10 protein-coding genes are annotated in these 14,540 nt (G+C 74.0%); all 10 read right to left on the bottom strand.

Going from position 1 to position 14,540, the window contains the following annotated elements; translation table 11 throughout:
• Window position 1 precedes the first annotated feature (1 nt).
• The 10 genes from smc to ileS all read right to left on the bottom strand — a co-directional run bounded on the left by smc (window position 2) and on the right by ileS (window position 14,458).
• Complete coding sequence (gene smc / locus ACIQLL_RS12890; RefSeq protein ID WP_402467717.1) at window positions 2–3,565, bottom strand: chromosome segregation protein SMC; 3,564 nt, start codon at window positions 3,563–3,565, stop codon at window positions 2–4.
• Between the two features lie 172 nt (window positions 3,566–3,737).
• The gene (ndk, locus tag ACIQLL_RS12885; protein WP_402467714.1) at window positions 3,738–4,178 is read right to left on the bottom strand and encodes a nucleoside-diphosphate kinase; all 441 of its coding nucleotides are present in this window, start codon (window positions 4,176–4,178) and stop codon (window positions 3,738–3,740) included.
• A gap of 95 nt (window positions 4,179–4,273) precedes the next feature.
• Complete coding sequence (locus tag ACIQLL_RS12880; protein ID WP_402467711.1) at window positions 4,274–4,717, bottom strand: DUF4233 domain-containing protein; 444 nt, start codon at window positions 4,715–4,717, stop codon at window positions 4,274–4,276.
• Window positions 4,714–6,435, bottom strand: a complete 1,722-nt coding sequence (locus ACIQLL_RS12875) for an MDR family MFS transporter (protein WP_402467708.1) — start codon at window positions 6,433–6,435, stop codon at window positions 4,714–4,716. The genes ACIQLL_RS12880 and ACIQLL_RS12875 overlap by 4 nt, the downstream gene beginning before the upstream one ends.
• 123 nt (window positions 6,436–6,558) lie before the next feature.
• Complete coding sequence (locus tag ACIQLL_RS12870) at window positions 6,559–7,152, bottom strand: TetR/AcrR family transcriptional regulator (RefSeq protein WP_402468127.1); 594 nt, start codon at window positions 7,150–7,152, stop codon at window positions 6,559–6,561.
• 61 nt (window positions 7,153–7,213) lie between these two features.
• Window positions 7,214–7,975, bottom strand: a complete 762-nt coding sequence (gene dhaM, locus ACIQLL_RS12865; protein ID WP_402467706.1) for a dihydroxyacetone kinase phosphoryl donor subunit DhaM — start codon at window positions 7,973–7,975, stop codon at window positions 7,214–7,216.
• Between the two features lie 19 nt (window positions 7,976–7,994).
• Window positions 7,995–8,639 (bottom strand): dihydroxyacetone kinase subunit DhaL, encoded by a 645-nt coding sequence (dhaL, locus tag ACIQLL_RS12860; protein ID WP_402467703.1) that lies wholly within the window; start codon window positions 8,637–8,639, stop codon window positions 7,995–7,997.
• Window positions 8,636–9,631 (bottom strand): dihydroxyacetone kinase subunit DhaK, encoded by a 996-nt coding sequence (gene dhaK, locus ACIQLL_RS12855; RefSeq protein WP_402467700.1) that lies wholly within the window; start codon window positions 9,629–9,631, stop codon window positions 8,636–8,638. The genes dhaL and dhaK overlap by 4 nt, the downstream gene beginning before the upstream one ends.
• A 106-nt stretch (window positions 9,632–9,737) precedes the next feature.
• Window positions 9,738–11,156: a bifunctional folylpolyglutamate synthase/dihydrofolate synthase gene (locus ACIQLL_RS12850; RefSeq protein WP_402467697.1), complete on the bottom strand. Its 1,419-nt coding sequence runs from the start codon at window positions 11,154–11,156 to the stop codon at window positions 9,738–9,740.
• On the bottom strand, window positions 11,153–14,458 hold the full coding sequence (gene ileS, locus ACIQLL_RS12845; protein ID WP_402467694.1) for an isoleucine--tRNA ligase: 3,306 nt from the start codon (window positions 14,456–14,458) through the stop codon (window positions 11,153–11,155). Before ileS ends, ACIQLL_RS12850 begins: the two co-directional genes overlap by 4 nt.
• Window positions 14,459–14,540 lie beyond the last annotated feature (82 nt).

Below are 14,540 nucleotides of genomic sequence, written 5' to 3'. Positions count from 1 at the left end.
GTCACCCCGCCTCGGCCGTCTCGCGCAGCCGCTGCGAGATGACGGTGGTCACACCGTCGCCCCGCATCGTGACGCCGTACAGGGCGTCGGCCACCTCCATGGTGCGCTTCTGGTGGGTGATGACGATGAGCTGGGAGTCCTCACGGAGCTCGCGGAAGATGTCCAGCAGCCGGCCCAGGTTCACGTCGTCCAGCGCGGCCTCGACCTCGTCCATCACGTAGAACGGGCTCGGCCGGGCGCGGAAGATCGACACGAGGAACGCGACCGCCGTCAGCGAGCGCTCGCCGCCGGACAGCAGGGAGAGCCGCTTGACCTTCTTGCCGGCCGGGCGGGCCTCGACCTCGATGCCCGTGGTGAGCAGGTCTGCCGGGTCCGTCAGCACGAGCCGACCCTCCCCGCCCGGGAAGAGCCGCGCGAACACCCGCTCGAACTGGGCCGCCGTGTCCTGGTAGGCCTCGGCGAACACCTGCTGCACGCGCTCGTCGATCTCCGCGACGATCTGCAGCAGGTCCTCGCGCGAGCTCTTGAGGTCCGCGAGCTGCGTGGTCAGGAACTGGTGGCGCTCCTCCAGCGCCGCGAACTCCTCCAGCGCCAACGGGTTGACGGTGCCGATGCGCTTCAGCGCCCGTTCCGCGGCCGCGAGCCGCTTCTCCTGCTCCGCGCGCACGTACGGCACGGGCTCCGGGTCGGGCTCGTCCTCGGCGGCGTCGGCCGGACGTGCCACGGGCACCGGCTGATGGGGACCGAACTCCTCGACGAGCGCGTCCGGATCGGTCCCGAGCTCGTCGACGGCGCGGGCGCGGAACTGTTCCAGGCGCGCGACCTGCTGGGCGCGCGCCACCTCGTCGCGGTGGGCCACGTCGGTGAGGTCGCGCAGCTCGCCCGTGAGGCGGTCGACGTCGCGCCGCACCTCGTCCAGCCCGGCGCGGTGGGCGTCGCGTTCCTCCTGGGCCGCGGCCCGCTCGGCGCCGGCCCGCTCGACCGAGCGGGCCAGGGTGTCCAGCGCAGCAGCCGCGGCGGAGCGCACCGCGGCGGCCTGCTGCGCCTGGAGCGACCGCCGGCGCGCCCGCGCGGCGGCCTCGTCCCGTGCCCGCCGCTCCTGCTCGGCGGCCCTCGCCAGCCCGTGCGCCCGGCCGGCGACGGCCCGGGCACGCTCCTCGGCGGTCCGCAGGGCCAGGCGCACCTCGGTCTCGGACTGCCGGGCGGTCGAGGCCGCCGCCGACGCCGCGTCCCGCGCCGCCGTCGCCTCCTCGGCGTCGGCCTCGGTGCGGGTCGGCTCGGCCTCGGCCACCTCCAGACGACGCACCAGGTCGTCGAGCGCCTCGGCGTCCGCGCGGCGGCGTTCCTCGGCCTGCGTGAGCGTCGCACGGTGGCGTTCGGCCTCCGTCTGCGCCGCCCGGCGCGCCGACCCGAGAGTGCCGAGCTGCTCGGCGACGGCCGCCAGCGCCGCGTCCGACTCGTGCAGCCGCTCCAGGGTCTCGTCGTACCGGGCCTGCGCCGACTCCAGGGTGGCGCGAGCACCCACCAGCTCCTCGCGGCACCGCGTGCCACGACCCGCGGCGTCCTGAAGGCCCGCTCGCGCCTCGTCGAGCGCGCTGGTCAGGTGCAGCACGCTCGGCGAACCCGCCGACCCGCCCGACGCCCGGGCGGTCGCGAGCAGGTCGCCGGACCGCGTGACGGCCACCAGCTCGGGGCGGTCCGCCACCAGGGCACGGGCCTGGGCCAGGTCGTCGACGACGACGACGTCGGCCAGCAGGGTGCGCAGCGCCCCGGCCGCCGGTCCGGTCGCGGTCACCACGTCGAGGGCGGCACGCCCGCCGGCCGGGGCCTCCGGGGCGACCGGTGCGCCGTCGTCGGCCCCTCCCACGACCAGCCCGGCCCGGCCGCCGTCGTCGTCGCGCAGGAGGCGCAGGGCGTCGACGGCGGCACCGAGGCTCTCGACGGCGACGGCGTCGGCGAACGGACCGAGCGCGGCCGCGACAGCCTCCTCATACCCCGCCTCGACGCCGAGGAGCGCCGCCACCGACCCCAGCACACCCGGCGCGTCGGCCGCGAGCAGGGCGCCGGCGCCGTCCTTGCGGTCCAGGCTGAGCTCCAACGCCTCCACCCGCGCCGACCAGGTCGCGTGGTCCTTCTCGGCCGCGCCCAGGCGCTCGGTGAGGTCGGCGACGGCGGCCCGCGCGCCGGTCACGGCCTCCTCGGCGGCCTCGTGGTCGGCGTCGAGGCCCTCCTCGCCCTCCTCGGCGCCCACCACCTGGGACTCGAGCGCGGAGAACTCCCGGGCGGCGTCCTGCGCGCGACGCTCGGCCTCGGCCAACCCCTCGCGCACCCGCTCGATCTCGGCGTCGGCGGCCTCGACCCGGCTGCGGCGCGCGGCGACCTGGCCGGAGAGCCGGGCCAGCCCCTCGCGTCGGTCGGCGGCCCCGCGCAGCAGGTCGGCGAGCTCGCGCTCGGCGACCTGAGCCGCCTGCTCGGCCCCGGACCGTACCTCCTCCGCCTCGGACAGCCGGCGCCGGGCGATCTCGACCTCGCTGGTCAGCTCCGCCTCCGCGGCACGCGCCCGCTCGGCCTGCGCCTCCAGCTCCTCCGGGTCCTGCCCGCGCTGCTCCGGCTCGGCGGTCCCCAGCAGCCGGACCCGCTCGTCGGCCAGGGAGGCGAGCCCCCGCAGCCGCTCCCGGACGGCGCCGAGTCCGTGGAACGTGTCGTTGGCCGCGGACGCCGTGCGCGAGGCCGTCGACGCCGCGACCTCGAGCCGTGCGAGCCGGCCGCGGGCCTGGTCCAGCGCGCTCTCGGTGACCTGGCGTCGTTCGGCGAGCGCCGCCTCGTCGGCGCGCTCCTGGTCGAGCTGCGCGCCGAGCTGGGCCAGGTCGTCGGCCAGCAGCCGGGCCCGGGAGTCGCGCAGCTCGACCTGGACGGTCCGGGCCTGGCGCGCGGCCTCGGCCTGGCGCCCCAGCGGACCGAGCTGGCGGCGCAGCTCGGTGGTCAGGTCGGTCAGCCGCGCCAGGTTGCCCGCCATCGCATCCAGCTTGCGCAGCGCCTTCTCCTTGCGCTTGCGGTGCTTGAGGACGCCGGCGGCCTCCTCGACGAACCCGCGGCGGTCCTCGGGCGTGGCGCGCAGGACCTGGTCGAGCTGGCCCTGGCCGACGACGACGTGCATCTCGCGGCCGATCCCCGAGTCGCTGAGCAGCTCCTGGATGTCGAGCAGCCGGCAGGAGCTGCCGTTGATGGCGTACTCGGACCCGCCGCTGCGGAACAGCGTGCGGGAGATCGTCACCTCGGTGTACTCGATCGGCAGGGCGCCGTCGGTGTTGTCGATGGTCAGTGCCACCTCGGCGCGGCCCAGCGGTGGGCGGCCCGCGGTGCCCGCGAAGATGACGTCCTCCATCTTGCCGCCGCGCAGCGACTTGGCGCCCTGCTCGCCCATGACCCAGGCCAGGGCGTCGACCACGTTCGACTTGCCCGAGCCGTTGGGTCCGACGACGCACGTGATGCCGGGCTCGAAGCTCAGCGTCGTCGCCGAGGCGAACGACTTGAAGCCCCGGAGCGTCAGCGTCTTGAGGTGCACCCGCCGAGGGTATCCGCCGTCGGGCGCGGATCCGTGCAGCCTCGCGGGAGTCGGCGCCGACCCGCCTCCGCGCGCCGCCGCGGGGCGGGTGAGGCCCGCGCACGGTGCACGACGCGACGAGCGCCGCCCCCGCGGGTGCGGGAGCGGCGCTCCGACGTCGGTCCGGGGGACCTCAGAGGGTCGGGAACCAGAGGCCGATCTCGCGGGCGGCCGACTCCGGCGAGTCCGAGCCGTGCACGAGGTTCTGCTGGACCTTCAGCCCCCAGTCGCGGCCCAGGTCGCCGCGGATCGTGCCGGGCGCGGCCGCCGTCGGGTCCGTGGCACCGGCGAGCGCGCGGAAGCCGGGGATGACGCCCTGGCCCTCGGCGACCACGGCGAGGATCGGTCCGGACAGCATGAACTCGACGAGGGGGGCGTAGAACGGCTTGCCCTCGTGCTCGGCGTAGTGCTGCGCCAGCACCTCGGGCGTGGCGTTCTTCAGCTCGACGGCCGTGAGCGTGTAGCCCTTGGCCTCGATGCGCCGCAGGATCTCCCCGGACAGCCCGCGACGGACGCCGTCGGGCTTGACGAGGACGAGGGTGCGCTCGGGAGCAGGAGTGGTGGCTTCGGTCATGGCGACACCCTATCGGCGCCGTCCGCCCGGTCCGTGTCCGGCCGGTGTCGACGGGCCGAACAGCCTCGCCCGTCCTGGGGCCGGCCCGACCGGGGCTACAGGTTCGGGGCCGTCTCGGGGTGCTCGGCGTCGTAGGCGGCGCGCTCGGCGTCGATCCGCCCGCCGAGGCGCAGCGCCACGACCCACAGGATCACGAAGATCCCCGAGACGAGGAACATCATCGGCAGCAGGAGGCCCAGGGCCAGCACCGGCACCTGGGCGACCGACCCGGCGAGGTACCCGCCGGGGCGGCCGACCAGGCGCGACAGCACGATCAGCACCACGAAGAGCACGCCGACCACGACCCACGTCGCGGTGGTCGAGTCGAGCATCAGCAGCCCGCGCTCGTACCGGGAGTCGCGCAGCCCGTACAGGGCCAGGCCGGCGAAGAGCACCACGAACGCCTCGATCTGCAGCATCGTCGAGGCGAACTGCACCTTGGCGGGCTTGCGGGGCGCGATCCTGTCGCCGGGGCGGGGCCGGTCGTCCTTCTTGCTCACCGTCCCAGGGTATCCGGCGCGCGGTCGCCCGCCGGTGTCGGGTCGACTGCCGGGTCGAGCGTCGGGTCGGCGTCCGGACCGGACGTCGGGTGCGCCGTCGACGCCGATGCCGCGGCAGCGCCGGCCGCCCGGGCACCCGGCAGCTCGCTCGGGTCGTTGACGGCCTCGCCGCGCGCCACCATGCCGGCGACGTCGGAGAGCTTCAGGACCGGCAGGAAGAGCGCCAGGACGAGCCCGAGGACCACGAGGGGGACGAGGTACCAGAACGACGGCGCCAGGGAGTCCGCGTAGGCGTCGATCACACCGGTCCGCACCGGCTCGGGCAGGGCCTGCACCGCGGACGGCGTCAGGCTGGCCTCGCCGTCCCCGGCCCCGGGCGCCCCGCCGAACACGTCGGCGAGGTTGTCCGTGAGCCGGGTGGTGAAGATCGTGGTGAACAGTGCCGAGCCCACGGCGGCACCGATCTCCCGGAAGAAGTTGTTGGCGCTGGTGGCGGTGCCGAGCTCGTGGGGGTCCACCGCGTTCTGCACGGCCAGGACCACCACCTGCATGACCAGCCCCATGCCGGCGCCCAGGGCGAAGATCATCGCCCCGAAGGTCCACATCGACATGTCGCCGGACAGCGTCGTGAGCCAGACCATCGCCAGGCCGACGAGGATCAGTCCGGCCACGGGGAAGACCTTGTACCGGCCGGTCCGGGCGATCGCCAGGCCGGACCCGATGGAGGTCAGCATCATGCCCGCCATCATCGGCAGCATCAGCCACCCGGACTCGGTGATGCCGGCCCCGGTGGACATCTGCAGGAACGTGGGCAGCATGGCCATGGCGGAGAACATGCCCATGCCCAGCACCAGGCCGATGAGCGTGGACAGGGTGAACGTGCGGTTCTTGAACAGGCGCAGCGGCAGCAGCGGCTCCGTGGCGCGCGACTCGACGACGACGAACGCGGCGATCGCGGCGAGAGTGAGCACGGCCAGCCCGGACAGGCGCCAGTCGGACCAGTCGTACCCGTCCGAGGCGAGCGACTCCCAGCTGGTCAGGAGCACGATGCCGGTGGTCGCCGTCGCCATGGTGACGATGCCGGCCCGGTCCACCGGACGCGACGAGCGGTGGGAGGGCAGCTTGAGCGCGAACCAGGCGATGGCGAACGCGGCCAGGCCGATGGGGACGTTGAGCCAGAACGCCCAGCGCCAGCCGGGCCCCTCGGTGAACCAGCCGCCCAGGAGCGGGCCGAGGACGGCGGAGATGCCGAACAGCGCACCGAGCGGACCCATGTACTTGCCGCGCTCGGAGGCCGGGACGATGTCCGCGATGATCGACTGCGACAGGATCATCAGCCCGCCGCCGCCCAGGCCCTGGACGGCCCGCCACAGGACGAGGGCCAGCATCGAGTCCGCCATCCCGGCGCCGGCGGAGGCGAGGGTGAACAGCCCGATGGCGACGAGGAACGGCCAGCGGCGGCCGTACAGGTCACCGAACTTGCCGTACAGCGGCATGCCGACGGCGACGGCCAGGATGTAGGCCGTGATGACCCACCCCTGGTGGGCGACGCCGTGGAGCTCGCCCACGATGGTCGGCATCGCGGTGCCGACGATCGTCTGGTCGAGCGAGGACAGGAACATCGCCGCCATGAGGGCGCCGAAGATGAGCCAGATCGTGCGCTTCGTCAGGACGACGAGCGGCTTGTCCGGCGCCGGGGCGGTGGGCGCGTGGGCCATGGGAAGAACCTCGATGTCGTGCGGGAGGGGTCAGGGTCGTACGGCGTACCGGCGGCGCGCCGGCTCGGTGCGGGCCGGCTCGCTGCCGGTCGTTCCGGTGGGCGGCGCTCCGGCGCAGGGCGTTCAGGTGCGGGCGACCGCCCGCAGCGCGGCGACGGCGGGGCCCACGTGGTCGGTGAGCTCGCCGGCCCGCCCGGAGCGTTCCCACCCGTCACCGGCGGCCCGCAGGACGAGGAACAGCACCATCGAGCCGAAGTCGGGGTCCACCGCCGCCGGCGCTCGCTCGGCACGCCGCGCGAAGAGCCCGGCGAGGTCCGCGCGGTGCTCCTCGAGCCAGGCGACGTGCCGGGTGAGCAGGCGCGGTTCGGCCTCCATCAGGGCGAACGCCCGGCGGGCGCGGTCGTGGGACCCGGCCATCGTGGCGAGCATCTGCGTGGCCAGGACCTCGACGTCGTCGAGCAGACGGCCGGTGGGACCACCGGCGACGAAGGCCGTCACGGCGTCGTCGTCCACGTCGAGCGACTGCTGGCCGAGCACCGCGTCGTCCTTGGTGTCGAAGTAGTTGAAGAACGTGCGCGGCGAGATGCCGGCGGCCTCGGCGATCCCCTCGACGGTGACGGCGTCGAGCCCGCGGTCGCGCACGAGCCGCTGCGCCGCGTCCACGATGGCACCGGTGCGCGCCCGCTTCTTGCGCTCGCGCAGGCCCGGTTCCGTCATCACCCGCCAATCATGCACTCACTGCAATAATGCAGTCAACGCAGAAATTCGGTGACGCGCGTCACGCCTCGCCGAACCCGCCCTCGATCAGGCCCACGACGACGGCGACCGCCCCCGCGGCGTCGTCCCCCCGGGCCGTCACCGTCACCGTCTGCCCCGCCACGGTGCCCAGCGACATCAGGGCCAGCACGCTGCGGGCGTCGGCCCCGTCGATCGTCACGGGCACGTCCAGGCCGGCCACCGTGCGCGCCAGGACGGCCGCCGGACGGGCGTGCAGCCCCAGCTCGTTGCGGATGCGCACCCGCGCGCTCGCCTCGTCCGCGGCGTCCGACGACGGCGCACCCGGTGGCGGCACCACCTCGCCCGTCGCGGTGGTGGAGGACACCGGCGGGCTGTCCGCCGTGGCCGCCTCGACCAGCTCGATCACCGGCGTCGGACCGATCGAACCCACCGCACCCTCGGCGGACTCCGCCACCGCGTCCCGGTCCGCCCCCTGCTGGGCGGTGACGGCCGCCGCGACCGCGCCCTCCACGAACGGGGCCGAGACGAGCCGAGCACGGCGCGCCAGGTCGGGTTCCAGCTCGAACACCGACTCCACCACCAGCACCGCCGACCCGAGGTCGGCGAGCACCACCGCGCCGTCGGCCTCGGACAGCACCCCGGTCACGGCCTCCTGCACCTTCTCCAGCGAGGTCCCCAGCCCGCCGTCGGCGTCGCCGCCCGCACAGCGCACGACCACGTCCGGCGCCATCTGGGCCGCCAGCTCGGCGGTGCCCTGCGCCAACGACGCGGAGTGGGACACGAGCACCAGACCCACGCTCACGCCCACGGCACCCCCGCCCTCACGATGCCGGGCCCGCCGCGGCCGCCGCGGCGGCCAGCAGGATCGCCGTGGACCGCGCGCCCGGGTCCTCCGTGCCCGCGCTGCGCTCCCCCAGGTAGGACGCGCGACCCTTCGTGGCCACCCAGGGGATCGTCGCCCGCGCACCGTCGGACGCCGCCGTCGCCGCCGCGCGCAGCACCTGCGCCGGGTCCCCGTCCGCCTCGGCCCGCTGGGCGGCCTCGACCGCCGGCTGCCAGGCGTCGACCATCGTCTTGTCGCCGGGCCCGGCGTGCCCGCGGGTCACGATCCCCTCGGCGGCCGCCTCCATCAGCGACACGACACCCGCGGCATCCAGCCCCGCCCGGTCGGTGACCTTCGAGGCCCGCAGGAACGCCGTGCCGTACAGCGGCCCCGACGCGCCGCCCACGGTGGACATCAGCGTGGCCGCGACGAGGTGGAGGACCTGGCCGACGGTCTCGCGCGGCGGCGCCTCCGGATCGTCGAGACGCGCCACCACCGCGCTGAACCCGCGGTCCATGTTCACCCCGTGGTCGCCGTCGCCGATCAGCCGGTCGAGCTCGGTCAGCTCGTCCCGGTGCGCGGTGACCTCCGCGGCGGCGGTCCGCACCCAGCGCTCGGCCCAGGCGGCGTCGAGCGCCGTCACCACGTCAGCGCCGGGGTCCGGACCGGCGCGTCCCACAGCTCGGTCAGCTCGTCGTCCAGCCGCAGGACCGTCACCGAGGCACCCTGCATCTCGAGCGACGTGACATAGCTGCCCACGAGCGAGCGCGTGACCTGCGCGCCGGCGTCCTCCAGGAGGCCGCGCGCGTGGGCGTACACCACGTAGAGCTCGCTCAGCGGCGTGCCGCCCATCCCGTTGACGAACAGCAGCACCTGCTCACCCGCCAGGCTCTCGAAGTCGGCGATCACCGGCTCCACCAGCCGCCGGGTGATGTCGCTCGCCCCCGAGGCCTCGACCCGGTGGCGTCCCGGCTCCCCGTGGATGCCGATGCCGATCTCGACCTCGTTCTCCGCCAGGTCGAAGCTCGGGCGGCCGACGTGCGGCACCGTGCAGGCGGTCAGCGCCACCCCCATCGAGCGCACGCGGGAGACGGTCCGCCGGGCGAGCTCGGTCACGGCCGCGAGCGAGTCGCCACGGGCCGCCGCCGCACCGGCGATCTTCTCCACCGGCAGGGTCCCGGCGACGCCGCGCCGACCGGCGGTGAACTGCGAGTCCTCGACCGCGACGTCGTCGTCGACCAGGACGCTGCTCACCTCGATCCCCTCCGCGTCCGCCAGCTCCAGGCCGGCCTCGAAGTTCAGCACGTCGCCGGTGTAGTTCTTGACCAGCGCGAGCACGCCGGCCCCGTTGGCGGCCTGCAGCACCGCGGCCGTCACCTGGTCCGGCGTCGGCGAGGTGAAGACCTGCCCCGGCACCGCGGCGTCGAGCATGCCGTGCCCGACGAACCCGACGTGCAGCGGCTCGTGCCCCGAGCCGCCCCCGCTGATGACGGCGACCCGGCCGGGCGGACGGTCGTCGGCCCGGTGCACGAACAACGGTGAGTCGTGCACCGACACCAGGTCGGCGTGGGCCAGGGCGAAGCCCCGGAGTGAATCGGTCACGGCCTCCGCCGGGTCGTCCAGCAGCTTCTTCATGGTGGCGCGCCTCCTCGGGTGGTCCTGTGACCTATCCAACACCCCCGGACCGACCGTCGCAGAATTCACGGGGGTCGTCCCGACGCCCGGACCGCCGGGCCCCGGATCAGCCGCGGCCGAGCAGGATGCGCGCGTCGGCCACCGTGATGACGGAACCGGTCACGACGACGCCCGTCCCGGTGCCCACGCCGACGACGTCGTCCGCCTCCGCCAGGTCGGTGGCGACCTGCAGGGCGGCGTCCAGCCGCTCGGCGACGTGCACCCGGTCCTCACCGAAGATCTCCCGGGCCACCTCGGCCACCGCGAACGGGTCGGCGGAACGCTCCGAGGAGTTGCGCGTCAGGACGATCTCGGACAGCCCCGGCTCGAGCGCCGCGAGCAGCCCTTCGGCGTCCTTGTCCGCCATGAGCGCCACCACACCCACCACGGCGCGCAGGGAGAACGCCTCGTCCAGGGCTTCCACCAGGGCCTCGGCACCGTGGGGGTTGTGTGCGGCGTCGACCAGGACGGTGGGGCTGGACCGCACCAGCTCGAGCCGTCCCGGTACCGCGACGTCGGCGAACGCCGTCTCCACCACTCCCCCGTCCAGCGCCCGGCCGCCCAGGAGCTGCTCGACGGCGGCCAGGGCCAGCAGGGCGTTGTGCGCCTGGTGTGCGCCGTGCAGCGGCACCAGGATGTCGGTGTAGACGGCGGCCGGGGTGCGCAGGGAGACGAGCTGCCCCCCGACGGCGACCTGGCGGTCGACGACCTCGAGCTCGACGTCCTCGCGCAGCATCCGCGCGCCGACCTCGGCGACCCGTTCGGCGAGCACCTCGTCGACCTCCGGGCGTTGCGCGGCGCTGACCGCCGTCGCCCCCGGCTTGATGATCCCCGCCTTGACCGCGGCGATCTGGGCCGGGGTGGAACCGAGCCACCTCTCGTGGTCCACGCCCACCGGGGTGATGACCGCGACCTCACCGTCCGCGGTGTTGGTGCAGTCCCAGGTGCCGCCCATGCCGACCTCGAGCACCGCGACGTCGACCGGGGCGTCGGCGAACGCCGCGAAGGCCAGCGCCGTGAGCACCTCGAAGAAGTGCAGCGGCGACTTGCCCGCCGCCTCCAGCTCGGCGTCGACGACCTGGACGTAGGGGTGGACGTCCTGCCACACCTCCACGAACCGCGCTGCGTCCAGCGGTTCACCGTCCACGCAGATGCGCTCGGTGACGCTCGTCAGGTGGGGCGAGGTGAACAGCCCGGTCCGCAGCCCGTGCTCACGCACCAGCCGTTCGGTCATCCGGGCTGTGGACGTCTTGCCGTTGGTGCCCGTGAGGTGGACGACCCGGAACGTGTGCTGCGGGTCGCCCAGCAGCTCCAGGAGCCGGCCGACGCGGTCGTCCAGGGTCGGCTCGACGTCGTGCTCCGGGGCGCGGGAGACGATGTGCGCGTACACCCGCTCCAGGTCCTCGCGCGCCGCCGCGTCGTCGGCCGCCGCGCGGGCGGCCTTCCGCTCCGCGGCCCGGGCCTTCTTGTCGCGTGCCTCGCTCATGCGTCCTCCTTCGCCACGCGCACCGCGCGCTCGCCGCCGTCGACGCCGGTCACCGTCAGCGACGCCGCGAGCGTCTCACGCCGCACCAGGTCCCGGTACGCCTCGACGTCGGCCACGTGCGCCGACGGGACGTCCAGCTCCAGCGCGATACGGTCACTCACCTCGAGCCCGGCGGCCTTGCGGGCGTCCTGGACGTCGCGCACGACGTCGCGGGCGTAGCCCTCGGCGCGCAGCGCGTCGTCGAGCGCCAGGTCCAGCACGACGAACCCGCCACCGGGCAGCACCGACGCCGCGACCTCCTCGCCCGCCGCGTCGCCGACCACGGTGGTCAGCTCGTACTCGGGCTCGAGCAGCGGCACGTCGCCGTCGTCGGTGGTCACGACCACCGCGCCGTCGTCCCCGCGCCGCCACGCGCCCGACCTCGCCGCCTTGATGACGCCCTGCACGCCACGGCCCAGCCGCGGACCGGCTGCCCGGGCGTTGACGGCGAGCCGCTCGGTGATGCCGAACCGCGCGGCCGCGTCGGCGTCGGCCACCGCCAGGTCGACGGACTTGACGTTGAGCTCACCGGTGAGCAGCCCCACGTAGTCCGCGAGCGCCTCCGGCTCCGGCACGGCCACGGTGAGCCGGGCCAGGGGCTGGCGGACGCGCAGCCGGTTCGCCTTGCGCAGCGCCAGGGTGGAGGAGACGACGGCGCGCACCTCGTCCATGGCGGCGACGAGCGTGTCGTCGGCCACCAGGGCGCCCGTGTCGGACGCCGCCGGCCAGTCGGCCAGGTGCACCGAGCGTCCGCCGGTCAGGCCGCGCCAGATCTCCTCGGTCAGCAGCGGGGCGAGCGGGGCCATGACACGGCACAGGACCTCGAGCGCGGTGTACAGGGTGTCGAACGCGTCGGCGTCCTCGGCCCAGAACCGGTCCCGCTGGGTGCGCACGTACCAGTTGGTCAGCACGTCCAGGTGCTCGCGGACGGTCTCGCAGGCCCCGGCGATGTCGTAGGCGTCGAGCTGGGCAGTGACCGTGCCGACGAGGTCGTGGGTGCGCGCCAGCAGGTAGCGGTCCAACGCGGGCAGGCCGGCCACGCGGTCGGCCGTCACGGGCACCGCCTGATAGCCCGAGCCGTCCTCGTCGTTGCCGCTCGCGCTGTTCGCGTACAGGGTGAAGAAGTAGTACGTGCTCCACAGCGGCAGCAGGACCTGGCGCACCGCGTCACGGATGCCGTCGGAGGTGACCACGAGGTTGCCGCCGCGCAGGATCGGGCTGGCCATGAGGAACCAGCGCATCGCGTCGGAGCCGTCGCGGTCGAAGACCTCGTTGACGTCCGGGTAGTTGCGCAACGACTTGCTCATCTTGCGGCCGTCGGAACCCAGCACGATCCCGTGCGAGATCGCCGAGCGGAACGCCGGGCGGTCGAACAGGGCGGTGGCCAGGATGTGCAGCGTGTAGAACCACCCGCGCGTCTGGCCGATGTACTCGACGATGAAGTCGCCCGGGTAGTGGTTCTCGAACCAGTCGGCGCTGGAGAACGGATAGTGCACCTGGGCGTACGGCATGGAGCCGGAGTCGAACCAGACGTCCAGGACGTCCTCGACGCGCCGCATGGTGGAGCGGCCCGTCGGGTCGTCGGGGTTGGGGCGCGTCAGGTCGTCGACGAACGGGCGGTGCAGGTCCGGCTCGCCCGCCGCGTTGCGCGGCAGCTCCCCGAAGTCGCGCTCCAGCTCGGCGAAGGAACCGTAGACGTCGGTGCGCGGGTAGGCCGGGTCGTCGCTGACCCACACCGGCACCGGCGAGCCCCAGAACCGGTTGCGGGTGATGGACCAGTCGCGGGCGTTGGCCAGCCACTTGCCGAACTGGCCGTGCTGGATGTGGTCCGGCGTCCAGGAGATCTGCTCGTTCAGCTCGAGCATCCGCTCCTTGATCTTCGTGACCTCCACGAACCAGGAGGACACACCCATGTACATCAGCGGCTGCCGGCAGCGCCAGCAGTGCGGGTAGGAGTGGTCGTAGGACTCGCGGCGCAGCAGCACGGTGCCCGCGGTGACCGACCCCGTCTCCGCCTCTCCGCGGGTGGCGGCCTTGAGGTGGTCGATGATCGGGGCGTTGGCGTCGAAGACCTGCAGCCCCGCGTACTCGTCCACAGGGTGCACGAACGTCCCGTCGGCCTTGACGGGCATGACGGACGCGACGCCCTCGCGGTCGCAGACGATCTTGTCGTCCTCGCCGAAGGCGCCCGCGGAGTGCACCAGACCGGTGCCGTCCGTGGTGGTGACGAAGTCGGCGGCCACCACGCGGTGCGCGCGCTCGCGGCCCGCGTAGTAGGAGAACGGCGGCGCGTAGGCGACCTCGAGCAGGTCGGCACCTGTCAGTCGGCCGACGACCTGCGGCCCCTCCTGACCGTCGTCGACCAGCTCGCGTGCGTAGTGGTCCAGGCGGGCCTCGGCCAGGACGTACCGCTCGGTGGTGCCGGTGTGCGCCGACTCCACGACGACGTAGTCGATGTCCTCGCCGACCATGACGAGCAGGTTCGACGGCAGCGTCCAGGGGGTGGTGGTCCACACGAGCAGCTTGTCGCCGGTGCGCACGACGTCGGTACCGCCGTCGGGCACCGACGTCACGTCGAGGCCCACGGTCACCGCCGGGTCCTGACGGTTCTGGTAGACGTCGTCGTCCATGCGCAGCTCGTGGTTGCTCAGCGGCGTCTGGTCGTTCCAGCAGTACGGCAGGACGCGGAAGTCCTCGTAGACGAGCCCCTTGCGGTACAGCTCGGAGAAGGCCCACATGACCGACTCCATGTAGTCCGGGTTGAAGGTCTTGTAGTCGCCGGTGAAGTCGACCCAGCGCGCCTGCCGGGTGACGTACTCGCGCCACTCCGAGGTGTACTTCAGCACCGAGGACCGGCAGGCGTCGTTGAAGGCCTCGATGCCCAGCTCGAGGATCTCGTCCTTGGTCTTGATCCCCAGCTGGCTCATCGCCTCCAGCTCGGCCGGCAGCCCGTGGGTGTCCCAGCCGAACCGCCGCTCGACGTGCTTGCCCCGCATCGTCTGGTAGCGCGGCACGACGTCCTTGACGTAGCCGGTCAGCAGGTGGCCGTAGTGCGGCAGCCCGTTGGCGAACGGCGGGCCGTCGTAGAAGACGAACTCGTTCTCGCCGTTCTCCCCGGCCGCGTTCTTGGCCACGGAGGCGCGGAAGGTGTCGTCGGCCTCCCAGTACGCCAGGACCTCGCGCTCGAGCTCCGGGAGCTGCGGCGAGGCCGGGACACCGGCATCGGCGGACGACTGGGGCGAGCGGTGCAACGGGTAGGCCATGGGTGGGCTCCTGAGCGGACGGCGGTACGACGACGGTGCTGCTGCACGAGGACGACGTCGGCGCTCGCTGTGGCGAGTCCCC

It is taken from the genome of Isoptericola aurantiacus (assembly GCF_044769875.1).
Classification (GTDB): domain Bacteria; phylum Actinomycetota; class Actinomycetes; order Actinomycetales; family Cellulomonadaceae; genus Isoptericola; species Isoptericola aurantiacus.
The sequence above is the reverse complement of the archived record's forward strand: the minus strand, read 5'-3'. Positions and strand labels throughout refer to the sequence as shown.